This is a genomic window from Pseudomonas sp. 18175 (assembly GCF_050432925.1).
GTDB lineage: Bacteria > Pseudomonadota > Gammaproteobacteria > Pseudomonadales > Pseudomonadaceae > Aquipseudomonas.
Map to the genome: position 1 here is coordinate 174,894 of NZ_JBKFTO010000008.1, position 22,934 is coordinate 197,827.

General features: G+C 59.1%; 23 protein-coding genes and 1 tRNA gene. 10 read left to right on the forward strand and 14 right to left on the reverse strand.

The window, feature by feature from the left end:
• The first annotated feature begins 306 nt into the window (after positions 1-306).
• Positions 307-1,317: an AraC family transcriptional regulator gene (locus ACLD1Y_RS13470; protein WP_429478432.1), complete on the forward strand. Its 1,011-nt coding sequence runs from the start codon at positions 307-309 to the stop codon at positions 1,315-1,317.
• A gap of 124 nt (positions 1,318-1,441) precedes the next feature.
• Here the strand turns inward: ACLD1Y_RS13470 and ACLD1Y_RS13475 are convergent, their stop codons facing one another.
• The 3 genes from ACLD1Y_RS13475 to ACLD1Y_RS13485 are packed head-to-tail and all read right to left on the reverse strand — an operon-like array spanning position 1,442 to position 3,789.
• Positions 1,442-2,788, reverse strand: coding sequence for an ATP-binding protein (locus ACLD1Y_RS13475; RefSeq protein WP_429478433.1), 1,347 nt, complete (start codon positions 2,786-2,788; stop codon positions 1,442-1,444).
• The gene (locus ACLD1Y_RS13480; RefSeq protein WP_003214228.1) at positions 2,785-3,462 is read right to left on the reverse strand and encodes a response regulator transcription factor; all 678 of its coding nucleotides are present in this window, start codon (positions 3,460-3,462) and stop codon (positions 2,785-2,787) included. Before ACLD1Y_RS13480 ends, ACLD1Y_RS13475 begins: the two co-directional genes overlap by 4 nt.
• Before the next feature lie 18 nt (positions 3,463-3,480).
• On the reverse strand, positions 3,481-3,789 hold the full coding sequence (locus ACLD1Y_RS13485; RefSeq protein ID WP_429478434.1) for a hypothetical protein: 309 nt from the start codon (positions 3,787-3,789) through the stop codon (positions 3,481-3,483).
• Between the two features lie 136 nt (positions 3,790-3,925).
• Between ACLD1Y_RS13485 and ACLD1Y_RS13490 the strand changes: the two genes are divergently transcribed.
• Entirely contained in the window at positions 3,926-4,642 is a 717-nt protein-coding gene (locus tag ACLD1Y_RS13490; protein ID WP_429478435.1) for a 4'-phosphopantetheinyl transferase family protein, read from the forward strand.
• Between the two features lie 98 nt (positions 4,643-4,740).
• Here the strand turns inward: ACLD1Y_RS13490 and ACLD1Y_RS13495 are convergent, their stop codons facing one another.
• Both ACLD1Y_RS13495 and ACLD1Y_RS13500 read right to left on the reverse strand, forming a co-directional pair.
• A complete protein-coding gene (locus ACLD1Y_RS13495; RefSeq protein ID WP_429478436.1) occupies positions 4,741-6,351 on the reverse strand; it encodes an ATP-binding protein in 1,611 nt (536 codons plus the stop codon).
• The gene (locus tag ACLD1Y_RS13500) at positions 6,348-7,073 is read right to left on the reverse strand and encodes a response regulator (RefSeq protein WP_429478437.1); all 726 of its coding nucleotides are present in this window, start codon (positions 7,071-7,073) and stop codon (positions 6,348-6,350) included. Before ACLD1Y_RS13500 ends, ACLD1Y_RS13495 begins: the two co-directional genes overlap by 4 nt.
• Before the next feature lie 557 nt (positions 7,074-7,630).
• Between ACLD1Y_RS13500 and ACLD1Y_RS13505 the strand changes: the two genes are divergently transcribed.
• Positions 7,631-10,528: a ribonucleoside-diphosphate reductase subunit alpha gene (locus ACLD1Y_RS13505; RefSeq protein ID WP_429478438.1), complete on the forward strand. Its 2,898-nt coding sequence runs from the start codon at positions 7,631-7,633 to the stop codon at positions 10,526-10,528.
• 74 nt (positions 10,529-10,602) lie between these two features.
• On the opposite strand, the gene ACLD1Y_RS13510 is transcribed toward ACLD1Y_RS13505, so the two are convergent.
• The 7 genes from ACLD1Y_RS13510 to ACLD1Y_RS13540 all read right to left on the reverse strand — a co-directional run bounded on the left by ACLD1Y_RS13510 (position 10,603) and on the right by ACLD1Y_RS13540 (position 16,925).
• Positions 10,603-11,877 (reverse strand): hypothetical protein, encoded by a 1,275-nt coding sequence (locus ACLD1Y_RS13510; RefSeq protein WP_429478439.1) that lies wholly within the window; start codon positions 11,875-11,877, stop codon positions 10,603-10,605.
• Positions 11,878-11,895: 18 nt separating this feature from the next.
• Positions 11,896-13,185: a flagellar hook protein FlgE gene (flgE, locus tag ACLD1Y_RS13515; RefSeq protein WP_429478440.1), complete on the reverse strand. Its 1,290-nt coding sequence runs from the start codon at positions 13,183-13,185 to the stop codon at positions 11,896-11,898.
• Positions 13,186-13,216: 31 nt separating this feature from the next.
• A complete protein-coding gene (gene flgD / locus ACLD1Y_RS13520) occupies positions 13,217-13,939 on the reverse strand; it encodes a flagellar hook assembly protein FlgD (protein ID WP_429478441.1) in 723 nt (240 codons plus the stop codon).
• A gap of 16 nt (positions 13,940-13,955) precedes the next feature.
• Entirely contained in the window at positions 13,956-14,399 is a 444-nt protein-coding gene (gene flgC, locus ACLD1Y_RS13525) for a flagellar basal body rod protein FlgC (protein WP_192300658.1), read from the reverse strand.
• Between the two features lie 3 nt (positions 14,400-14,402).
• Positions 14,403-14,810 carry a flagellar basal body rod protein FlgB gene (gene flgB, locus ACLD1Y_RS13530; protein WP_010208346.1) on the reverse strand — a complete coding sequence of 136 codons (408 nt, stop codon included), beginning with the start codon at positions 14,808-14,810 and terminating at the stop codon, positions 14,403-14,405.
• Positions 14,811-15,122: 312 nt separating this feature from the next.
• Positions 15,123-15,950: a protein-glutamate O-methyltransferase CheR gene (cheR, locus tag ACLD1Y_RS13535; protein WP_016979774.1), complete on the reverse strand. Its 828-nt coding sequence runs from the start codon at positions 15,948-15,950 to the stop codon at positions 15,123-15,125.
• 42 nt (positions 15,951-15,992) lie between these two features.
• Positions 15,993-16,925: a chemotaxis protein CheV gene (locus tag ACLD1Y_RS13540; protein WP_135291627.1), complete on the reverse strand. Its 933-nt coding sequence runs from the start codon at positions 16,923-16,925 to the stop codon at positions 15,993-15,995.
• A gap of 81 nt (positions 16,926-17,006) precedes the next feature.
• Between ACLD1Y_RS13540 and flgA the strand changes: the two genes are divergently transcribed.
• The 4 genes from flgA to ACLD1Y_RS13560 all read left to right on the forward strand — a co-directional run bounded on the left by flgA (position 17,007) and on the right by ACLD1Y_RS13560 (position 19,603).
• Entirely contained in the window at positions 17,007-17,771 is a 765-nt protein-coding gene (gene flgA, locus ACLD1Y_RS13545) for a flagellar basal body P-ring formation chaperone FlgA (RefSeq protein WP_429478442.1), read from the forward strand.
• Between the two features lie 143 nt (positions 17,772-17,914).
• On the forward strand, positions 17,915-18,238 hold the full coding sequence (gene flgM / locus ACLD1Y_RS13550) for a flagellar biosynthesis anti-sigma factor FlgM (RefSeq protein WP_429478443.1): 324 nt from the start codon (positions 17,915-17,917) through the stop codon (positions 18,236-18,238).
• A gap of 48 nt (positions 18,239-18,286) precedes the next feature.
• Positions 18,287-18,757, forward strand: coding sequence for a flagella synthesis protein FlgN (locus tag ACLD1Y_RS13555; RefSeq protein ID WP_429478444.1), 471 nt, complete (start codon positions 18,287-18,289; stop codon positions 18,755-18,757).
• A 96-nt stretch (positions 18,758-18,853) separates the two neighbouring features.
• Positions 18,854-19,603, forward strand: coding sequence for a flagellar brake protein (locus tag ACLD1Y_RS13560; protein ID WP_429478445.1), 750 nt, complete (start codon positions 18,854-18,856; stop codon positions 19,601-19,603).
• A gap of 60 nt (positions 19,604-19,663) precedes the next feature.
• On the opposite strand, the gene ACLD1Y_RS13565 is transcribed toward ACLD1Y_RS13560, so the two are convergent.
• Entirely contained in the window at positions 19,664-21,049 is a 1,386-nt protein-coding gene (locus ACLD1Y_RS13565; protein ID WP_429478446.1) for an MFS transporter, read from the reverse strand.
• A 270-nt stretch (positions 21,050-21,319) separates the two neighbouring features.
• A tRNA-Arg gene (locus ACLD1Y_RS13570) sits at positions 21,320-21,396 on the reverse strand.
• A gap of 326 nt (positions 21,397-21,722) precedes the next feature.
• On the opposite strand from ACLD1Y_RS13570, the gene ACLD1Y_RS13575 reads away from it, so the two are divergent.
• The 3 genes from ACLD1Y_RS13575 (at position 21,723) to ACLD1Y_RS13585 (ending at position 22,858) form a co-directional block, all read left to right on the forward strand.
• Positions 21,723-21,950 (forward strand): hypothetical protein, encoded by a 228-nt coding sequence (locus ACLD1Y_RS13575; RefSeq protein ID WP_015885464.1) that lies wholly within the window; start codon positions 21,723-21,725, stop codon positions 21,948-21,950.
• Positions 21,951-21,961: 11 nt separating this feature from the next.
• A complete protein-coding gene (locus ACLD1Y_RS13580; protein WP_429478447.1) occupies positions 21,962-22,141 on the forward strand; it encodes a PA3371 family protein in 180 nt (59 codons plus the stop codon).
• Positions 22,142-22,531: 390 nt separating this feature from the next.
• Positions 22,532-22,858, forward strand: coding sequence for an Arc family DNA-binding protein (locus tag ACLD1Y_RS13585; RefSeq protein WP_003175643.1), 327 nt, complete (start codon positions 22,532-22,534; stop codon positions 22,856-22,858).
• Positions 22,859-22,934: the final 76 nt, after the last annotated feature.

The window sequence follows — 22,934 nt, forward strand, 5'->3', positions numbered from 1 at the left end:
ATCCGCCATTGCCCACGACACTTGAATTGCGAACCCTCCTGCACTGGAGGGATTTGTTGTTTGCGAAACCTGTAGGAGCAGGCCTGCGCTGTAATCCTTATCGCAAAGGCCGTGCCACTTTGCTTAAAAACCCTGAAGGCCTTTAGACATCAGGCCTGGGGCTTTTTGGCCGTCCGGCGAAGCGTCATATCAAGTGGCGGATTTCCGCCCACTCACCCAATCCCGTCCTACAATTTGGCGGATATCCGCCTTGTTGCCCTGCCCAATGATGACTACCATCCGCCCTTCCATGGACGAGGGCCCCGCATGCGTGAACGTACCATCGCCAGTCACTACGCCCGGGCAGCCCTCGGCGGTGCGCGCCGGGCGGGTTACGACTACTCGGGCCTGCTGCAACAGTTGGGGATCACCCCGGAACTGCTGACCGAACCCCGCGCCCGCATCGCACCGGAGCAATTTACCCGGCTGTTGCAGATGCTCTGGCTGGCGCTGGACGATGAATACCTGGGTTTTGCCGACGGCCCGAGCAAACGCGGCACCTTCGCCATGATGTGCCATGCGCTGATTCACTGCCGCACCCTGGAGAAGGCTCTGGAACGCGGCTTATTGTTTTATAGCTTATTCCCGCAGGGTCCGCGCTGGCAGCTGACGAGAGAAGGCGAAATGGCTCGCTTGAGCCTGGACGACTCCCAACTCTGGGACCCGGATCACTTTCTCAGCGAGTGCCTACTGGTGATCTGGCACCGCCTTGGCAGTTGGCTGATCGGCCAACGTATCCGTCTGCACCAAGCCACGTTCAGTTACGTTATGCCGGCCCACGCCGGTGAATATGACCTGTTGTTTCCGTGCACCCAGGTGTTCGGTGCACCGAACAGCAGCCTGGTGTTTCCCGCCCGCTACCTGAGCCTGCCGCTGTTGCAGGACGAGCGCACCCTCAAGCATTTCCTGGAACGCTCGCCCGCCGACCTGCTATCGCGGCCTGATGAAGGTGACAGCCTGAGCAGCCAACTGCGCCGCCTGTTGAGCCGCCTGTTGAGCCGCGATCGCTCGCCCTGGCCAGATCTGGAAGCCGTCGCCCAGCACCTGCACATCAGCCCGCAAACCCTGCGTCGGCATCTGCGTGAAGAAGGCACCAGTTTCCAGGCGCTCAAGGACGAGCTGCGGCGGGACATCGCCATCTACCATTTGGGCCGGGCGGATTTGTCGTTGCAGGCGATTGCCGAACAGCTGGGGTTTTCTGAACCGTCGGCGTTTCATCGGGCGTTCAAGAAGTGGACGGGGGTGACGCCGGGGGCGTATCGGGCGCAGGAGAGCTAGGGATGTGTTGCCTGGACTGGCGCTTTCGCGAGCAAGCCCCACATTTGACTGCATTCCCAAGTTGGAACTCGGTCGAATGTGGGAGCGGGCTTGCTCGCGAAGAGGCCAGTACAGCCAATAGAGATCACACAGCCGGAAAGTGAATCTTGAACGCCGCCCCACCCAACGGGGAATCCCCCAAGGTCAACCTTGCGCCATAGCTTTCAATAATGTCCTTGACCACCGCCAGCCCAATCCCCTGCCCCGGATGCTGGCGGTCCAACCGCTCGCCCCGTTGCAGAATCCGCGCACGCTGATCCGGCGGTACACCCGGGCCGTCATCTTCGATACACAACTCAGTACCTTCCAGGCTCTCAACCAGGCTGATGCGTACCTCGCTCAGGCATAGGCGGTAGGCGTTTTCCAGCAGGTTGCCGAGCAATTCCAGCAAAGCCCCCTTCTCGATCGGCACGTCGCACTCGTCCGGCAAATCAAAGGAAACGCTCACGCGCTTGTCGCGGTAAACCTTGTCCAGCGTATCGCACAGACTTTGCAGCACCGGCTCCAGGCGCACCTGGTGGCGTACCAGGCCGCTTTTGCGCAGGCTGGCGCGCTGCAACTGGTAGCTGATCTGCTGGCTCATGCGCTCGATCTGCGATTGCAGCACCCAGGCCTGGTCGCGGTCTTCAGGGCGCTGGGCCATCTCTTCGCTCACGCCCTGCAACACCGCAAGCGGGGTTTTCAGGCTGTGGGCCAGGTCGTCGAGGGAGTCGCGGTAGCGCGCCCGTTGCTCGCGCTCACTGGCCAGCAAACGGTTTAGGGAGCCGGTGAGGCGCAGCAGTTCGCGGGGGTGTTCTTCGGAAAGGCTTTCACGGGTGCCGCCTTCGATCTGGTCCAGCTCCTGGCTCAGGCGTCGCAACGCTTGCAAGCCCCAGGTCAACCCCAGCCACAGCAAGGTCAACAGCACCAGCAACGCGGCGCCAAAACCCAGGTAGAGGTTCTCGCGCAGGCCTTCGAGGGTCAGTTGGTATTCGCGTACCGGTTGCAAGGCCACGATACTGAACGCCGCGCTCTTGCCCCCCAGGAGTTTGACCTCCACGTCATAGACGAAGAATTCCTGGCCACTAGCCTCGCGAATCCGCGCGAACTCATTGCCGCGTCCGTCATAACGCGGCTTGTAGTTGATGTTTTCTTCTTTGGTCGCCCGCGAGCGCCACACCAGGTGGCCTTCACGGTCGTAGATATAGCCGAGCAAGCGGCTATCGGTGAGGTTGAAACGCTCGTCCGGCAACTGCGCCGGCATCAGCAGGCGGTTGTTCTCCACGCGTGCGGCGGAGATCAGGGTGGTGACGTCCGATGCCAGACGCTGCTCGATGGAGTCCTGCAGCGCCAGGCTGAACGCGCCCTGCATGGCCGGCAACAAACCCAGCATAAACAGCACGGCCAGGGTGGCGGCCGCCAGCATCAGGCGTACGCGTAGCGAGCGAATCAACGGCAGCGCTCATTGAACAGGTAGCCCAGGCCACGCACGGTGTCGATTGGCTTGAACCCGGCCGGGCCTTCCAGCTTGCGGCGCAGGCGACCGACCAGCACTTCAATGACATTCGGATCGCGCTCGTCGTCATCGGGGTAGAGCTGTTCCATCAAGCGGTCCTTGGCGACCACTTGCTGGTGATGGCGCATCAGGTATTCGAGGATTCGGTATTCGTAGGCGGTCAGCGCCAGGGGCTGTTCGTCGAGGGACGCCTGCTTGCGATTGAGGTCCAGCAGCAACGGCCCAGCCACGATGGTCGACTGGGTAAACCCGCTGGAGCGGCGCAGCAAGGCGTTCATCCGCGCCTCCAGCTCTTCGAACTGGAACGGCTTGACCACATAGTCGTCGGCACCGGCGGCCAGGCCTTCGACCTTGTCCTGCCAGTTGCCGCGTGCGGTGAGGATCAGGATCGGGAACGTCTTGGCCTGGGCGCGAAGCTGGCGGATCAAGTCCAGGCCGCCCATGCCAGGCAGGCCCAGATCGATGATCGCCAGGTCATGGTTGAATTGGCCGGTCTGGTACAGGGCTTCCTCGGCGTTGGCCACGGCCTCTACCACGTGCCCACTGTCGGTGAGGCGGGTCAACAGGTGATGACGCAGCAGCGCCTCATCTTCCACCACCAGCAATTTCATAAGGCTCTCCAAAGCAAATCAACTGTCCGACAGAGGAATATCATAGCGGCCCTGCAGGTCTTGCGGGCGCAGTTTAATGCCATTGTACTGGCCAGTCAGGTGTTCATAGCCGGTGCGATAGGCCGGCTGCGGGGCGGCAAGGCCCAGGGACTGCCCCCAAGGCGTGGGCTGGCTGCCTGCATCTTCAAAGCTGACACGCTGGATCAGCGTGCTGGACTTCTTGGTCTTCTGGCTACCGAATGCGGCGAAGTCGCTGTCGGACGCCTGGACCCCAGCGGTGGCACTGAGCATGGTTAACGCCAACATCAGCTTTTTGATCGCAGTCATGGTGCTTACCTCTACGCGTTTGGCTGTTGACGCCAGACTACGCAGGCGCCCCTGAACTCCCCCTGAACAGGCTCTGAACCTGGGCTGAACCGCTACGGGCTTTCCTGGGGCGCCGCAACTGGGCAAAATACCGCCCATGAATGCCCTACCCGCTTGCTGCACCCCACTCGACGCCCATTGGCCGCTGCCCGAACCCTTGCCGGGCACGGTGTTTCTCAGCACCCGCTTCGATCCTGCCTTATTAGAAGCCCAAGATTTTCAGCGTTGCGCGGTACCGCCACCGGCGAGCATCCAACGCTCGGTAGCCAAGCGCCAGGCGGAGTTCCTCGCCGGTCGACTGTGTGCACGGGCTGCGCTGCAACAACTCGATCATCTGGACTTCATCCCCGCCATCGGCGAAGACCGTGCGCCGGTATGGCCGGGGCCTATCAGCGGCTCCATCACCCACAGCACCGGGCATGCAGCGGCGATTGTCGGGCACAAGGCGCAGTGGCGCGGGCTGGGGATGGACCTGGAGAATGTGTTGAGCCTGGAGCGGGCGGAACGGTTGGCGGGGGAAATTCTGACGGCCAATGAAATGCAGCGCATGGCCTTGATACGGCGTGAGCAGATTGCGCTGTTGGTGACGTTGACGTTTTCGGTCAAGGAAAGCCTGTTCAAGGCGCTCTACCCGATCGTGCACAAGCGCTTTTACTTTGAGCATGCCGAGGTGGTGGAGTGGTCTGAGTCAGGGGCTGTGCGGCTGCGGTTGCTGACGGACTTGTCCAGTGAGTGGTGCCACGGCACTGAGTTGACGGGGCAGTTTTCGGTGGCGGATGGGCAGTTGTTGAGCCTGGTGGCTATCGGCGCCTGACATAACGCTTTCGCGAGCAAGCCCGCTCCCACATTCGACCGAGTTCCAACGCTGGAATGCAGTCAACTGTGGGAGCGGGCTTGCTCGCGAAAGCGGTCTCAGGGTTTCTCCTGATCCCGCGGCCAACTCAGGCTGAAACATGCACCTCCCAGGTTGTTGCTCTTGCCGATCAGCGCCCGCCCGCCATGCCAATGGATAATCCGCCGCACAATCGACAGCCCCAACCCATGCCCGCCCGAAGCCCGGGTGCGGCTGTCGTCCAGCCGCAAGAACGGCGTAAAGATCCGCTCCCAGGCACTCTCCGGCACACCAGGACCGTCATCCTCCACATCAATACGGCAACGCACCTGGCCCACCTGGTAACTGATCAACACCTGCCCCTGGGCGTGGCGCATCGCGTTGCTGACCAGGTTTTGCAACGCTCGATGCAGGTAGCGCGGCTCGGCATCCACCCAAGCATCATCCCAATGCGCTGAAGACAAGCAAATACCTCGGGTTACCGAGACCTGCGGGCGCAGTGGCGATAACTCGTCGATCACCTGGTCGAGCAATGCATCAAGGTCGACCCGCTGGAAATTCAGCTCCGGCGCGCCTTGCTCCAAGCGGGCGTAGGTAAGCATTTCGTCCACCAGGCCATCTAGATCCTGGATATCGTTGTCCATGCCCTCCATATATTTGCGCCGCGCTTCGGGGGTGGCGGCGCTGCCAATCATCTCCAGGCCAAACCGCAGGCGTGCCACCGGGGTGCGCAGCTCGTGGGAGACGGCGCGCACCAGCTCGCGCTGGATCGCCAGCAGTTGTTGCAAGTGCTCGGCCATGCCGTTGAACGCTGCGGCCAGGCGCCCCACCGAGTCGGCGCCACGGGCCGGTACGCGAACTTCCAGGTTGCCCTTGGCGATGCGCGTGGCGGCGGCTTCCAGGCCACGCAGGCGCCGCTCAAGCTGGCGCACCAATAAATACACGATCAGGCCGATCAGGGTCAGGCCGATCAAGGCGATGAGGATCAGCCATTGCGCCGGGTAGGGGTTCATTTGAAACAATGGGCCGATTTCCAGCACCCACGGCGTGCCCACCATGCCGGCGAACACGCGGATCGAATCGCCGCCCTTGCCCAGGGCCATCACCGTATCGCCTTCCGACACACGACGACGTTGGTCTTCATCCATGTCGGCCTGGTCGAGGGTCATCAGGTGCATCTCAAAACCAAAGCCCTTGGCTTCCTTTATGGCCGCCAACCGTTGCGGCTGTTCGGCCACCGGGAAACGCACCAATTCGTCGGCCAGCAGGTAAATCGTCGCACGGGCCAGTTGTTCGCTGATCTGTTGCACCTCCCCCGTGAGCACCAGTTGCTCTTGCTCGCTGACCAGGCGCAGGACCCGCGCAGCATGGGGCCCGGTCTGCTCCACCAGCACCTGGCCGCGTTGCAGACGGCTGCGCTGGCTGAGGTCCAGTTGGGCATCGGCAAGGCTGCGCAACTCCAGCGGAATACCCAACAGACGCTCCCACACCGCCAGGGCACGCTGGCGCTCGATGGGGCTCATGGGCTGCAAGTTGTCGCCCATCAAAGCGAAGGTGCCGTGGGCCAGGCGCTCGCGGTACTGGCCACTGCGCACCTCATTGAGCAAGTGCAAGGCCAGCACACCCAGCAGCGCCACCAGGATCAGTGCCGCGCACATGCCGCCGTAGATGCGCAGGAAGATCGAGTTCACAGCGGCATATCGGCGCAGGCTTGCGGGACGAACAAGTAGCCTTTACTGCGGATGGTCTTGATCAAGCGCGGGTGGATCGGATCGTCGCCTATCTTGGGGCGAATGCGCGAGATACGCACATCAATGGAGCGGTCCTGGCCGTCATAGCCGATACCGCGCAAGGCAATAAAGATTTCTTCGCGGGACAGGATGCGCCCGGCATTGGCCACCAACAGCCACAGTAGGTCGAATTCGGCGCTGGTCAGCTCGATACTGCCCTCATGCAGCCAGGCTTCGCGCAGGGCGTTGTCCACCACCAGGGGGCCGAATTGCAGGCGGCGCTGGCTTTCCACGGCGACCGGTTCAGCAGGTTCGCTGCGCCGCAGCAGGGCCTGGATGCGCGCCAGCAACAAGCGCGGGCGCACGGGTTTGCACACGTAATCGTCGGCGCCCATGTCCAGGCCGAGCACCTGGTCCATGTCGTCGGTGCGTGCGGTGAGCATCAGGATCACGCCGTCATAGTGCTCGCGCACCTTGCGGCAGATGCTCAGGCCATCTTCGCCGGGGAGCATCAGGTCGAGGATCACCAAGTCTGGTTGCTCGGCGATGATGCGTGCCGAAGCCAGTGCGCCGTCGCCTTCGATCGACACCCGCAGGCCGTTGCTCTCCAGATAGTCGCGGGTCAGCTCAGCCAGACGCTGGTCGTCCTCGACAATCAATACCTGCCAGGCTTCGTGCTCCACGGGTGGTCCTCATTGTTATAAGAAGTGCTGCGTTACCGATTTGTAATGTTTTTAAGGCATAACAAAAGCCGATTGTAGCCACGCCCCAACCCTCTAGCACAAGCCTGGAAATCCATTCGGAGATCGGGTTTTTTTGTGATAGGGTTCGCGCCCTTCGAAAATGGGCAGGCTGTTTTCAGGCCGAAACATTTCATGACAAACGGTGCAACGCAGCAGTAATGCGGCCTACACGCATGTTCCACCTTTCATACACATTTTACCCACAGCGTTATCCACAGGTTACTGCGTTGCCAACCCCTACGAAACGCATTATCTTGTACCTCGGCGCCGAAGCAGACCCTATATGTGGGGTTTTCGAACAAATCGCCCAACCACACAAGTGGCTCGAAATTCAAGGGTTTTATTGCTAGCGCAGTAGGGAACCAACCGATTTTCAGTAGACCAAACCGCTCACGCGGATGGCAGCTGTTTCCCATCCCCGATATGGAAAACGGTACGGGTGTTGCAGGAAGAGCCTGGCACTCGCAATCAAATATAGAACGTGGAGACAACCCCCCATGCAAACCGACACAACTCGCGAGAACCCGCAAGGCTCCGTGCCGCAGGCCGCTGATTCGAACCTGGATCTGTCCGCCACCGCACCTGGCCAACTGCGCGTGATCAAGCGTAACGGCACTGTCGTTCCTTACACCGATGACAAAATCACCGTCGCTATCACCAAAGCGTTTCTTGCAGTTGAAGGCGGCACCGCTGCTGCCTCGTCGCGCATCCACGACACCGTTGCCCGCCTGACCGAACAAGTCACCGCCACCTTCAAGCGTCGCATGCCTTCGGGCGGCACCATCCACATCGAAGAAATCCAGGACCAGGTCGAACTGGCCCTGATGCGTGCCGGCGAGCAGAAAGTAGCCCGCGACTACGTGATCTACCGTGACGCCCGTTCCAAGGAACGCGCGGTACGCACCCCGGCCGAAGAAGCCGCGGTACAAGCTCACCCATCGATCCGCATCACCCTGGCCGACGGTACCTTTGCACCGCTGGACCTGGGCCGCCTGAACACCATCGTGACCGAAGCCTGCGAAGGCCTGGCAGAAGTCGACGGTGACCTGATCCAACGCGAAACCCTGAAAAACCTGTACGACGGCGTGGCCCTGACCGACGTCAACACCGCTCTGGTGATGACCGCCCGTACCCTGGTTGAACGTGAGCCGAACTACTCGTTCGTGACCGCGCGCCTGCTGATGGACACCCTGCGTGCCGAAGGCCTGGGCTTCCTCGGCGTCGCCGAAAGCGCCACCCACCACGAAATGGCCGACCTGTACGCCAAGGCCCTGCCTGCCTACATCGCCAAGGGTATCGAATTCGAATTGCTGAACCCGGTCCTGGCCACCTTCGACCTGGAAAAACTCGGCAAGGCGATCAACCACGAGCGCGACCAGCAGTTCACCTACCTGGGCCTGCAAACCCTGTACGACCGTTACTTCATCCACAAGGACGGTATCCGCTTCGAACTGCCGCAAGTGTTCTTCATGCGCGTGGCCATGGGCCTGGCGATTGAAGAGAAGCACAAAGAAGACCGCGCCATCGAGTTCTACAACCTGTTGTCGTCCTTCGACTACATGTCGTCGACCCCGACCCTGTTCAACGCCGGCACCCTGCGTCCACAGCTGTCCAGCTGCTACCTGACCACCGTGCCGGATGACCTGTCGGGCATCTACCACGCGATCCACGACAACGCCATGTTGTCCAAATTCGCCGGTGGCCTGGGCAACGACTGGACCCCGGTGCGTGCACTGGGTTCGTACATCAAGGGCACCAACGGCAAGTCCCAGGGCGTTGTACCGTTCCTGAAAGTGGTGAACGACACCGCCGTAGCCGTGAACCAGGGTGGCAAGCGCAAAGGCGCCGTGTGTGCCTACCTGGAAACCTGGCACATGGACATCGAAGAGTTCATCGAGCTGCGTAAGAACACCGGTGATGATCGTCGTCGTACCCACGACATGAACACCGCCAACTGGATCCCTGACCTGTTCATGAAGCGCGTCTTCGATGACGGCCAGTGGACCCTGTTCTCGCCTTCCGAAGTACCGGATCTGCACGACCTGACCGGCAAGGCCTTCGAAGAGCGCTACGAGTACTACGAAGCCCTGTCCCAGTACCCTGGCAAGATCAAGCTGTTCAAGACCATCCAGGCCAAAGACCTGTGGCGCAAAATGCTGTCCATGCTGTTTGAAACCGGCCACCCATGGCTGACCTTCAAAGACCCGTGCAACCTGCGCAGCCCGCAGCAGCACGTGGGCGTGGTCCACAGCTCGAACCTGTGCACCGAGATCACCTTGAACACCAACAAGGACGAGATCGCCGTTTGCAACCTGGGCTCGATCAACCTGCCGAACCACATCGTCAACGGCAAGCTGGACACCGCCAAGCTGGAACGCACCGTCAACACCGCCGTACGCATGCTCGATAACGTTATCGACATCAACTACTACTCGGTACCACAGGCGCAGAACTCCAACTTCAAGCACCGTCCGGTTGGCCTGGGCATCATGGGCTTCCAGGATGCGCTGTACCTGCAGCACATTCCTTACGGCTCGGATGCTGCGGTCGAGTTCGCCGACAAGTCCATGGAAGCGGTCAGCTACTACGCGATCCAGGCTTCCTGCGACCTGGCCGACGAGCGCGGCGCCTACGAGACGTTCCAGGGTTCGCTGTGGTCCAAAGGCATCCTGCCGCTGGACTCGCAACAGATCCTGATCGAAGCCCGTGGCCAGAAGTACATCGACGTTGACCTGAACGAAACCCTGGACTGGGCGCCGGTACGTGCCCGTGTGCAGAAAGGTATTCGTAACTCCAACATCATGGCCATCGCACCGACTGCCACCATCGCCAACATCACTGGCGTATCGCAGTCGATCGAACCGACCTACCAGAACCTGTATGTGAAATCGAACCTGTCGGGCGAATTCACCGTGATCAACCCGTACCTGGTTCGCGACCTCAAGGCTCGCGGCCTGTGGGACTCGGTGATGATCAACGACCTCAAGTACTACGACGGTTCCGTGCAGCAGATCGAACGCATCCCGCAAGAACTCAAAGAGCTCTACGCGACTGCATTCGAAGTGGATACCAAGTGGATTGTTGACGCCGCCAGCCGTCGCCAGAAGTGGATCGACCAGGCACAGTCCCTGAACCTGTACATCGCCGGCGCTTCGGGCAAGAAGCTGGACGTGACCTACCGCATGGCGTGGTACCGTGGCCTGAAAACCACTTACTACCTCCGTGCCCTGGCTGCGACCAGCACCGAGAAGTCGACCATCAACACCGGTAAGCTGAACGCTGTTTCCAGCGGCGGCAACCACGGTGATGACTCGGTACTCGCCGCTCCAGCCGGCCCGGCACCCGTGCCAAAGGCTTGCGCGATTGACGAGCCGGATTGCGAAGCTTGCCAATAAGCTGAGCGCAATATTGAAAAGCCCGTCAACCTTTGGGTTGATGGGCTTTTTTTATTTCACCGTGATAAAAATCCTCAATTCCGGTTACCTTTCGTAAACGCATACGCCTCCCCCCACGAAGGCCGACCACCTCGCCCGCCCCAAAGCTCTACGTGCCCACCGATGACTGCCATTGCATGACCACCATAGGCCACGACGCCCAACTCGCCATTGGCGAGTTCATTGCTTGAAGAGTCCTTATACAGTCCTTTCAACCCAAGGCGATCCAGGCCCTCACGTAGCATCTCACCGTCATTCAAACTCACCAACGCATCCAGATAACTTCTCTGCGCATTGTGGTCATTGCCGTGCCCCCAACCCTGGTTGCCCTCAATCTGAGCCCGCTTGGCACTGGCGGCGTACAAGAAATTGGCATCAGTCATCATCTCTGGGTCATCCCCCAGGAACCGAGCCTGCTGTGCCGCCTGCTGCAATTCAGACTTGCTCAAGTGGAATGGCGGAAACTCATCCCTCATCTTTATTGCATAGCCATCGCCCGATCGTCTGACACTTTCGAAGATATCGGTGGGCTTCTGGCCAAACTTCATCATTGCAGCCTTTATTGCTGCAACCGTGGTGCAGTTCCCGTCCGGCCCCTGCTTGAAACCACTCCAGATATTGCCGGGCGTTTTATCAGTAGCCGGGGCTTTCCCGGGTTCGGTTTTTTTATCTGGATCGTAATTTGTGTATCGAGCCCCATTGGTAAATGGCTTGGTACTCATATCCTCGACAGTGCCAAAATCAGCCGGATTAACCCTGCCCGACCCACCTCCGCCTCCCCGCCTCCCTCCACCTCCGCCTCCACCGCCCCCATCTATCGACGGACGCGGAGAAGGGGGGGCTGGTGTATCCGCAAACAAATCCGGAAACAGTTGCTTCAAAAGCTCCAGCCATCGCGTGGCCAACTCGCGCTTGAGTTGTTCAAGCATCGCCTTGAACGTCTCATCTCCTAACTCCTTGCGCATCTCGATGAGCTTGTCACGCAGGTCCAAAACCGTCTGACTTTTGCCAGTCGCCTGGGCGTCGTCAAGTTCCCTCAGCAGTTTTACAACCTCATCCTTCTTATCCGTCGCGCCATCCTTGATATCTTCGGCAGTACCTGCCCCCCGAGAATGAAAACCTACTCTGGCAGTATCAAAGCGCAAGCCGCCGATATCTGCCCGCCCTCCCGTTACAGGCCCCATAGCCACCCCACACCCAATGATGAAAAATCGAAGGTTTACGGATTTTGAGTGGAGGTATAAATGTGGGGGTTCCACACCTATTTGTAAGGCAAAAAAAAACCCCTCAGTCGAGGGGTTTTCAGTCAAGCGTGCGGCGCCATGGCATCAGGTCATCTGAATGATGGTCTGCATAATGGTGCTCTGGGTGGAGATGGTCTTGGCGTTCGCCTGATAGTTGCTCTGGGCCTTGATCAGGTCCACCAGCTCGTTGGTCAGGTTGACGTTGGAGTTCTCCAGGGAGTTGGCCACGATCGAACCCAGGGTACCGGCTTGCGGAGTGTCGAAGCCTGGCTGGCCCGAGGCGAAGGTCTCTCTCCAAGTGGTGCCGCCGGATGGCTGCAGGCCCTGTTCGTTGTTGAAGCTGGCCAAGGAGATCTGGCCGATGGCCTTGCTCTGCTGGTTGCTGAACGTGGCGAACAGTACGCCGCTGCCGTCGATTTTCAGACCGGTGATCTGGCCGGTGGCGTAGCCGTCGGTGACTGGCGGGTTACGGTAGCTGGCGGAGTTGTACTGGGTGATGTTGGACATGTTCACGGCGATGTCTTTGCCGGCGGCGCCATTGGCCTCCCACACGCCATCGACCACAACACCTGGGGTCCACTCTACCGTCAAAGTGGTGTTGGGGTTGGAGCCATCCATGTCGGTAATGGAGGAAAGCTTGCCCGTATCATCAAAGGTCAACAGCTTGCCGACCGGCGCAGTGGTTGTGCCATCGGGGTTGCGACCATCAATCTGGGTGTAGGACGTCCATTGGTTCTGGTCCGACTTCACCATGTATTGCACCATCGAGTGCGAGTTGCCCTGGGCATCGTAGATGGTGGTGGAATACTGAGTGGTGAAGCTGTCGGTCTTGGTCGGATCGAACGGGTGGGTCGTCGTATCGATCACCGGCTCCGAGGAGTTCAGGTTGCTGGTGGAGTCGACTTTGCTGGAAGCCTGGGGTGGCAGGTACGACAGGTTCAGTTGCAGGTCGGTCAGGGCGCCTTTGACGATCTTGCCGTCGGCATCCGCTGCGTAGCCTTGCAGGCGCGAGGTGCCGGTGTTGTTGGTGATATAGCCGTCTTTGTCGGCACGGAACGCGCCGCTACGGGTGTATTCCAACGAGCCGTCGCTGCCCTTCTGCACGAAGAAGCCGCCACCCTGGATCGCCATGTCCAGTACGCCGCCGCTGTTGTTGACATCGCCCTGGGTGAATTGCTGGGACACCGCCGCCAGGTTCACACCGTTGCCGATGCTGTTCTGGCCAGTGCCCAACTTGGACGCGGCGTAGATGTCGGCGAATTCTGCACGGGACGACTTGAAGCCTGTGGTCGCAACGTTGGCGATGTTGTTGCCAGTCACGTCCAGCTGTTTGTTGGCCGCATAGAGGCCGCTAAGGCCGATGTTAAAAGACATGTTTCTCTCCCTCTGCCGTATTTAGCCGGCTCTATGTACCGATAGTCTGAATTTGCGACAGCTTGACGCTGCCCATGCCGCCCGCGAGGTTCAACACCATTTCGCCGCCGGTCTTGCTCAGGGTCACACTGGTTACCGTGGCTGGCAGCGAAGTCACCAAGGCAACCGAGTCGCCCGCGTCATTCTTGGTGGTGGCCGTGAAGGTGTAAGTGCCGGCAGAAGCCACTTCACCCGCATCGTTCTTGCCATCCCAGATAAAGTCCGAAGAGCCGGCGCTCTGGGCACCCATGTCGATGGTGCGCACCACGTTGCCGTTGGCGTCGGTGATCTTCACCGATACGTTGCCGGTTGCGGCGGTTACAGCCACCGAACCGGTCATGCTCTTGCTGGTATCCACCAGCGCCTTGTCGGTCTGGGTAATGATGGAACGGCCCACCAACGACGACGCCTGCAACGCTTGCGAGGAGCTGAAGTTGCTGGAGATCGCATTCACCGAGTCATTCAGGGTGTTGATGCCTTCCAGGCTGCTGAACTGTGCCAACTGGGCCACAAACGCGCCGTTGTCTTGTGGCGACAGCGGGTTCTGGTTTTTCAGCTGGGTGACCAGCAGTTGCAGGAACGCATCCTTGCCCAGGGACTGATTGCCTGTGGCAGCGGTGGCAGTGCTTGCAACGTTGTTCGTCGCCGTGGAGACCTTGGTGTTGAAAAGGTCCTGCACCGCAGTGTTGGTTGATGTGGTATCAACGATGGCCATTATTCGGTGCCCCTTATCACTGACCCAGGGTCAGGACCTTCTGCATCATGGTTTTGGCGGTGTTCATCATTTCCGCATTGGTCTGGAACGAGCGGCTGGCGGAAATCATGTCGGCCATTTCCTCGACCACGTTGACGTTGGGGTAGTAGACGTAACCCTTTTCGTTCGCGGCGGGATGGTTGGGCTCGTAACGGGCTTCGAGGTTGCTTTGGTCTTCAACCACACCCAGCACCTGCACGCCTGAACCAGCGGCACCTTGTTCCTGGAACAACGAATCGCTGCCGCCGTTCTGGCCGGCCTGGAACATGGTGGCGAACACCGGGTGGCGGGCACGGTAGGTCTGGTCAATGCTCGACGACACGGTCTCGGCGTTGGCGATGTTACTGGCGACGGTGTTCAAACGCGTGGTCTGAGCGCTCATGCCACTACCGGCAATATTGAAAACACTGGACAGGGACATGGCTTACTCTCCGCGCAGGGCTGACATCAACCCTTTGAATTTGCTGTTGAGCAGGGTGAAGCTGGCCTGAAAGTTCACCGAGTTCTCAGCGTACGCCGATTGCTCCAGCTGGGCGTCGACGGTGTTTTGGTCGATGGACGGCTGCATCGGCGTGCGATACAGCAACGACTCGTCACCATTGCTCAAACCCTGGGCTTCGATATGACGGCTGTTGGTCATGTTCAAGGCGAAGGTGCCGTTCTTGGTCTTGTCCTGCTGTGCAGCGAGCACGGCGGAGAAGTCCAGGTCCCGAGCCTTGTAGTTCGGGGTATCGGCGTTGGCAATGTTGTTGGCCAGGACTTCGGCACGCTGGGCGCGGAAGCCCAGGGCTTGTTCGTGGATACCGAGCGCTTTATCGAAGCTGATGCTCATGGCGGAAACCTTTAGGCTGACCTGCTTTTCGTAACAGGGTTATAGCAAGGTGTGTGCCAGTTTACGCAGAGCCCGTATTTAAAGGGTTTGGCGGCGGATTGCCGGGCGGCAATGCCAGAAAAGCGGCAACGGGTTTCCGCGTGGTGCCAGGAAAGCGGCAATGCCAGTTGCCGCTTTCTTCAAATTTGCCGCATAACAAATGTGGGAGCGGGCTTGCTCGCGAATGCAGTCTGTCAGTTGATATATGCATCGACTGACACTGCGCATTCGCGAGCAAGCCCGCTCCCACATTTTTGACCGAGTGAACTCGACTTACTTGGCCTGGTAGATGATGCCAGGGCTGCACTGCACCATCTGGTAATGATCCGGCAAACCATTCAGCGCTTCGGAAGCACCGAGGAACAGGTAGCCACCACGCTTGAGGGTGCCGTGGATGCGCAACAGGATGTCTTTCTTCACTTCGGCCGAGAAGTAGATCAGCACGTTGCGGCAGAACACCATGTCGAACTTGCCCAGGCTGGCGTAGCTGTCGAGCAGGTTGAACGAACGAAACTCCACCCGGCTCTTGATCGGCGCCTTGACCGCCCAACGCCCTGCCCCTTTCGGGTCGAAATAACGTTGCAGGCGCTCTTGGGACAAACCACGACCCAGCGCCAGGCTGTCGTACTCGCCGGTCTTGCAGTTGGTGAGCATGGTGCCGGACAAGTCGGTGGCCACAATTTGCGCACCCGCCTTCAACTGGCCCATGTTGGTCCGTTCGAACTCATCGATGGACATCGAGATCGAATACGGTTCCTGCCCCGAAGAGCACGCCGCCGACCAGATGCGCAAGCGCTGGCCCGGACTGGCCTTGATGGCCTCCGGCAGCACTTTGCTCTTGAGCACTTCAAAGGGGTAGGTGTCGCGAAACCACAAGGTTTCGTTGGTGGTCATGGCATCGACCACCATTTCCTTGAGGCCGCTGCGTGGTTGGCCCTGGATACGCTGGACCAACTCGCCCAACGACTTGATGCCCTGCTGTTCCATCAGTTTGTTGAGACGGCTGGATACCAGGTACTGCTTGTTTTCACCGAGCAATATGCCACAGGCTTTTTCCAGGAAGACCCGGAACTGTTCGAAATCCAAATTACCCGTAGACAATGATACCGCCTCTTAAATCGTGTGACCGCCAGGGGAAATCCCCTAGCCGTGATCTGCTGCCTTGATCCGGTCGACTACCCGGGCTGCCAGGTCATCCGGGCGGAATTTGGCCAAAAAGTCATCGGCACCGACCTTCTTGACCATCGCCTGGTTGAATACACCCGACAACGAAGTATGCAGGATGATATGCAATTTTTGCATGCGTGGGTCGTTGCGTATCTCGGCCGTGAGGGTGTAACCGTCCATTTCCGGCATCTCGATGTCGGAAATCATCATCAGGAATTCGTCTTCCGGCTTCTTGCCTTCGTCCACCAGCTTACGCAGGTAATCCAAAGCCTGGCGACCATCATTAAGGGCCACCACTTCGACGCCGACGGTTTGCAGGCAACGGGTCACCTGTTTGCGTGCGACCGAAGAGTCATCCACCGTGAGCACACGCAAGGAAATGGCCTTGTGCGCCGTCTCGGCGTCCACCACACCCACGGAAATCGATTCCGAGGTCGGAGCCACTTCGGCGAGGATCTTCTCCACGTCGATGATTTCCACCAACTGGTTATCTACCCGCGTCACTGCCGTGAGGTAGTGGTCGCGGCCGGTACCCTTGGGTGGTGGATGGATCTCTTCCCAGTTCATGTTGACGATACGTTCCACCGAGCGCACCAGGAAACCCTGGGTCTTGGTGTTGTACTCGGTAATGATCACGAACGGGTTTTCACGGTCCTGCAAACCAGCCGAGCCCGTGGCCAGCGCCAGATCAAGAATCGGAATGGTCGCACCACGGATGTTGGCCACGCCACACACCACCGGGCTGGACTTGGGCATGATCGTAAGCTTCGGGCATTGCAGCACTTCCCGCACCTTGAACACGTTGATGCCATATAACTGTTTGCCGTCCAGGCGAAAAAGCAACAACTCCAGGCGATTCTGCCCTACCAGCTGTGTGCGCTGGTTTACTGAATCCATTACACCTGCCATGCCCAGACTCCTACGCTAAAACCTTCAGGGATGCGACGCGCACCCAACACTAAACGGCACGAGCTTTGCTATTTATTGGCTATGGATATTAAAACGACAGTTTCCCGACGCCTTCAATTACCCCTGTACCGCAGACTGCTCTGCGCCTCGGTGGCGCTGCTTGCCTTGAGCCTGGGCACCACGGCCCGCGCAGACAACGTCACCCTGCCTGATCTACTTATCGGCGTCACCCAAGGGTTTCTTGAGTTCACTGTAGAAGATTATCTGGCGACCACCCAGACACCGGGGCGTTATGAAATCCAGGTCAACCCACTGGACCCGCGCCTGCGCATGCCCATGTGCGACAAGGAATTGACAGCCACCCTGGAAAGCCCCGCCCAGCCCATCGGCCGCGTGACGGTTAAGGTACGCTGCGAAGGTGCATCGCCCTGGACGGTGTTCGTACCCGCCCAGGTCAAGCTGTTCCGGGACGTGGTGGTGGTTGCCCGCCCTATGAAACGCATGGGCATCATCGGTTTCGAGGATGTTGTGCTGCGCGAACGTGACATCAGCCTGATCAACCAGGGTTACCTGACATCCCTTGACCAGGCCGTCGGGCAGAAATTGACCCGACCAGTGGTCACCGACCAGGTCATTACCTTGGTGCACCTGGAGCAGGCCGAAGTTATTCGCAAGGGGGATCAGGTGGTGATTTCCGCCAGCAGCGGTGGGTTGCAGGTGAAAATGCCAGGTGAAGCCCTGTCCAATGGGAGCATGAGCGAACAGATCCGCGTGAAGAACCTCAATTCCAATCGCGTGATCAAGGCGCGGGTGACAGCACCCGGCCAAGTCGAGGTGTCTTTATAGACTACTGGTATCAGACGCCAGCTTTTCCTACACTGTCGGCTGTGATGCCGGCCTGTGTGTTTTATTGTCAATCGAGCCTAAAGTTTGTCCGGGTATGGCCGAAAACATGGCAAGCGTCCAAATACCCAGAGGTTTTTTTTATCATGGTCATCGATTTCAGCCGTTTAAATAATTCCCAGGCTTTGCCCGGCAGCACGCGCACCACGGGTGCCAAGGACAGCGTAGAAGCCAAGTCCCCGGCCACGCCCGTCAAGGCCGAACAGGCCAGCGCCAGCCAAAGCGGGGAATCCGTACACCTGAGCAATGAGGCTCAACAGTTGCAGAAGGTCACTGACTCGCTGCGCGACCAACCGGTTGTCAATAAAGCCCGTGTGGCCGAATTGAAACAGGCTATCGCCGATGGCAGCTACAAAGTCGACAGCAACCGTGTAGCCAGCAAGCTGCTTAATTTCGAAGCCGAGCGCTAGGCAAAGGCCTGCGCCGGGCTTTTGGACGCTTAAACCCCAAGGCCAGCCATGCATCACGACGAACATTTGCTTCAACTGATCATTGATGATCTAGCGCCGACGCAGCATCTGCTCGGGCTGCTCAGGGAAGAATCCCTGGCCCTCTACGGCCGGGACATGCCCCTGCTGGAAGATATTCTGGCGCGCAAACAGTCGTTGATTGTCCTGCTGGAACAGCATGGCAAGAAACGCAGCCAGATCCTCATCAGCCTGGGACTGCCGGCAGACCACGACGGACTGGCGCAGTTGGCCAGTCACTCCTCGGTCGGCGATCAATTGCTGGCCCAGAGCAAAGAACTCAATCTTTTGCTCGCCCAATGCCAGGAAGCCAACCTGCTCAACGGTCAGTCGATCCAGCTGCAACAAGCTACGACCGCTAACCAGTTGCGTATACTTCACGGCGGAGAGCCTCCGGCGCTTTATAACGCCCAAGGTTCCACCTCGCGCCTGGTCAAGCCAAGCACCCGCAGCCAAGCCTGATGTCGGTTTACAGTGCGCCCTATCCAAGGCGCGCCACATGCTGGCAAAATGCCGGTTCTTGCGTGAAGTCGTATTTTGTCTGGAGATGGAAGAACCGTGTTCAACGCCCTTAATGCGGAAGATGCACCGCAGCCACCCAAGGTCCTCACCACGCCTCTGGAAATCGCCAGCACCTTGCGGATGCTGCAAGACAGCCATGATCCGCTGATCATCACCTTCCACGAACGCAGCCAGCGCTTCCAGAGCTACCTGGTGGATGTCGATCGTGACAGCGGCACCCTGGCCCTGGACGAGATGATTCCCCGCGATGGCGAACGCCACCTCGAGAACGGCGAACCCTTCCGCATCGAAGGCTTCCACGATGGCGTACGCGTTGCCTGGGAAAGCAGCGCCAGCATGAGCATCAGCGAAAAAGACGGTCACCGCATCTACACCGGCAGCTTGCCTGACGAGGTGGTTTACCATCAGCGTCGCAACGCCTTCCGCGCGGCGCTGAAGCTGGCTCAACTGGTGAACATCGAAATGGGCGGCGAGAAGCTCAAGGCCCCCATCGGCGGCAAGCTGCTGGATATTTCCGCCACCGGCTGCAAATTGCGCTTTGAGGGGGACATCTCCGAGCGCCTGCAACTGGGCCAGGTCTACGACCGCTTTATCGCCGCCCTGCCCTTTGGCAGCATGACCACCTCCGTCGAGCTGCGTTACCTGCACTTCGAAGAGAAGATCAACACCACCTTTGCCGGCGTGCGCTTCCACAACATGAGTGGCTTGGTGCAGCGTCAGGTCGAACGTTTCGTGTACCAACTGCAACGCGAAGCACGGCGCTTCGATAAAGACGACGACTTTTAAAGCTTAAAGAACGCGGCAAAAAAACGGGCAGATCCTGATGGGATCTGCCCGTTTTTGCTTTCAGGGGCGCGCCCTGCTCAGGTCATGGGGATGCTCATCTGGCCCCGGCGGCTCAGGAGGACCGACAAAAGGTGGCTCCTCCACCGCAGGGGTCGGCCCCGTTTCCGGCTCAGGGTCCGGGACGGCGGTTTGCATCTGCTCCTGCACCACCTGCTCATCCACCCGTGGGTCCAATGCGGCCACCAGCGGCGAGCTGGACATGCTGTCGGGCATCGCCACGTGATGCAGCGGTGCGTCGTCCACCTGATGCAAGTTGGTTACTGCCTTCGGCCTGATACGCCATACCAGGATCAACGCACACAGGCTGAAAAACGCGTACAGCATGTGGCTGCCAAACATCTTCATCACTACGCCAGCCAGCAACGGCCCGACACTGGCACCCACACCGTAAGTCACCAGCAACATAGCCGTGAGCGATACCCGGCGATCACCTTCCACGTGGTCGTTGGAGAACGCCACGGCCAGCGGGTACAGGCAGAATTGCACCAGGGAGCAAACAAAGCCGGCCACAAACAACACTTCCAACGGCACCTGGGTCAGCACTGCCAGCGGCAAGGCCGCCACCGCCAGGCACAGGGCAAAGCAGCGAATCAGCAGCGCACGGTCGTATCGGTCCGACAACCAGCCCAATGGCCACTGCACCAACAGCCCGGCGAAAATGCAGCTACCCATGAACAGACCCACCTGCTCGGTCGTCAGCCCCTGCTGCGACGCATAGAGCGGCGCCAAACCGTAGAACGAACCCACGATCAACCCTGCGCCCAACACCGTACTCAACGACTGCGGCACGCGCTTGATAAAGAAGCGCGGCTCCATCGGCGCAGGATGCAGCGGCGCCGGGTGAATACGCCGGGTCATGGCGACCGGCACCAGGCACAGGGCAAAGCACAGCGCCACCAGCATCAGCAGTTCCAGGCCGAGTTCGGGGTGCATCACCAGGATCAACTGACCCAACACCAACCCCAGGTAGGACGCGATCATATAGCCGCTGAACACTACGCCCCGCTGCTTGGCGTCCGCCTGCTCGTTCAGCCAACTCTCGATGACCATGTACTGGCACATCATCCCCAGGCCCACGATCATCCGCAGCACGATCCAGGCGGGCAGCCAGTTGATCAGGCCATGGCCCAACACCGCCGCACCGACGATACCGGCACAGGTGGCATAAGCCCGGATATGCCCGACCCGGGCAATCAGGCGGTGCCCGATCTTGCCGCCCAGCACCAGGCCAAAGTAGTTGGCGGCCATCAGCGCACCGACCCACAGGCTGTCCACATGGTCGGCCGCCAGGCGCAAGGCCAGGTAGGTACTGAGCAGGCCGGAGCCGATCAGCATCATCAAGGAGGCGAAATAAAGGGCTCGAAAAGATTTCCAGATCTGGCGCATCGGCGTTCCGAGCGGCTCCTTGCAGTAGGGGGACAGGGCTATCGGCATGATAGTCCGGGGCGAGCGGATCCGGACAGGCGGTATGTGCTGATTCCGGGGATTATTTTGCTTAATCGGTCAGATGCTGGCTGGCCGGTCGCAAGCGACACAGATTGCGATAAGTATACGGTGCACCTGCTGTGAACCCTGCGCATCGACAAGGTTCGACCGGTCTTTGTCGAACACCCACAAAAAAGCCCCGCCAGAACTTTCTGCGCGAGGCTTTGAATGTGGTGTCCCAGGGCCGGTTCGAACGGCCAACCTTCCCCTTAGGAGGGGGATGCTCTATCCAATTGAGCTACTGGGACAAATGACAACCATCGAGCAAGGGCTGCTGCGACGGACGGCGTGCATGTTAACGACCAAGGTGGGTTTTGTCATGTCGTCCGTGGGCTTTTTGAGTGTAGGCCGATCCCTGTGTGAGGAATCGGGCTTTAGCCCCGTAAACATGGGCATCCGACCCCATCGTGCAAAATGCACTCCCTCAAAATGCCAGCATTGCAAATTGCAACCCGCCGGGCGTTTAAAGTAGACTCAAACCATTGATTTTATTGAATTAATAGATTGGCACGACACCTGCAATACTTCTCCTACAAAACCCATTCAGTCACGGCGTTAAGCGGAGAACATGACCATGAACAGTGCCCTTCTGTTAGCCCTTAACACCGTAGCCCTGGCTGCACTGGTGACGTTTCACTTTCAATCGACTGGTAGCAACGACCCTGCGCAGATCAGCCAGGCAGTGCCCCATCACCTGCAGCAACGCCCGCAATTGGCGGTGATGACGCCCAACGCACAATCGCCAGTCCGTTTGACCCAGGGCACCCAGGCTGCACCTGCATCCGAACATTGGGTTTTCTAAGGAAACCACTCATGACCAAATCTGCCTGGCTGTTTTTGTGCCTGACTGTCGCCACCGCCCTCCTAGGCTTGGATGCCGAGTCCCAAGACGGGAAAACCATTGCGTTCGTGGCGACGGGCGTATTCGTCAGCGTATTTCTGCTCACACTCATCGTTGGCCGCAGAATCAAATTCGACCCCGTTCTTCGCTGACACCTCCCCCTCCTCCCACCTACCTTATGTCGCCTCATCCTCGCAAATCGGCAAATTGCCACTAGTCTTAAAGTTACGGGCAAAAGGCCACTTTGCTATAGGATGTGCGGCCTAAAACCCTGTGGTGGCCAGGACTTGCGGGAAGTTCCCTTGCGCAATCACGCGTGGAAAAGTTTTCCAACCAGTCCGCAAAAATGCAAATGAGTGCTGGCATAAAGCCTTTAGGCAGTTCAATATTTGTCACAGAATTGACGCCAAGGAACTGGCAAAACTGAGGCATGATGCGGCCTCTTTGCAATTCAGGTTGAACATTTGGCTGCAAGCCTTGTCCTAACACTCATCTTGCGGCCAATTCCAAAAACCGCTCCCCTGAACTAACCGGTTAAATATATGCGCCCATTGAAACAGGCAATTTATTCCAGCCGTACGGCTGACAAGTTCGTCGTACGTCTGCCAGACGGAATGCGGGAACGCATTGCCGAGGTGGCTCGCAATCATCACCGCAGCATGAACTCCGAAATCATCGCGCGCCTGGAACAAAGCCTTATTCAGGAAGGTGCGCTGGGCGACGAGTTGAGCATGCGCCTGGACAGCCCCGAGCTGTCGCTGCACGAACGCGAACTGCTGCAGCGTTTTCGTCAGCTCTCCCACCGCCAGCAAAATGCTCTCGTCTCGCTTATCGCGCACGACGTTGAGGCGGCCGCAGAAGCCAATTGATTCGCGACTGAAAGCCGAAGCCAGCCATGTGCTGGCTTTTTTTTGCGTGAAATTTGGGAAGGGAATGCAAGGTGGG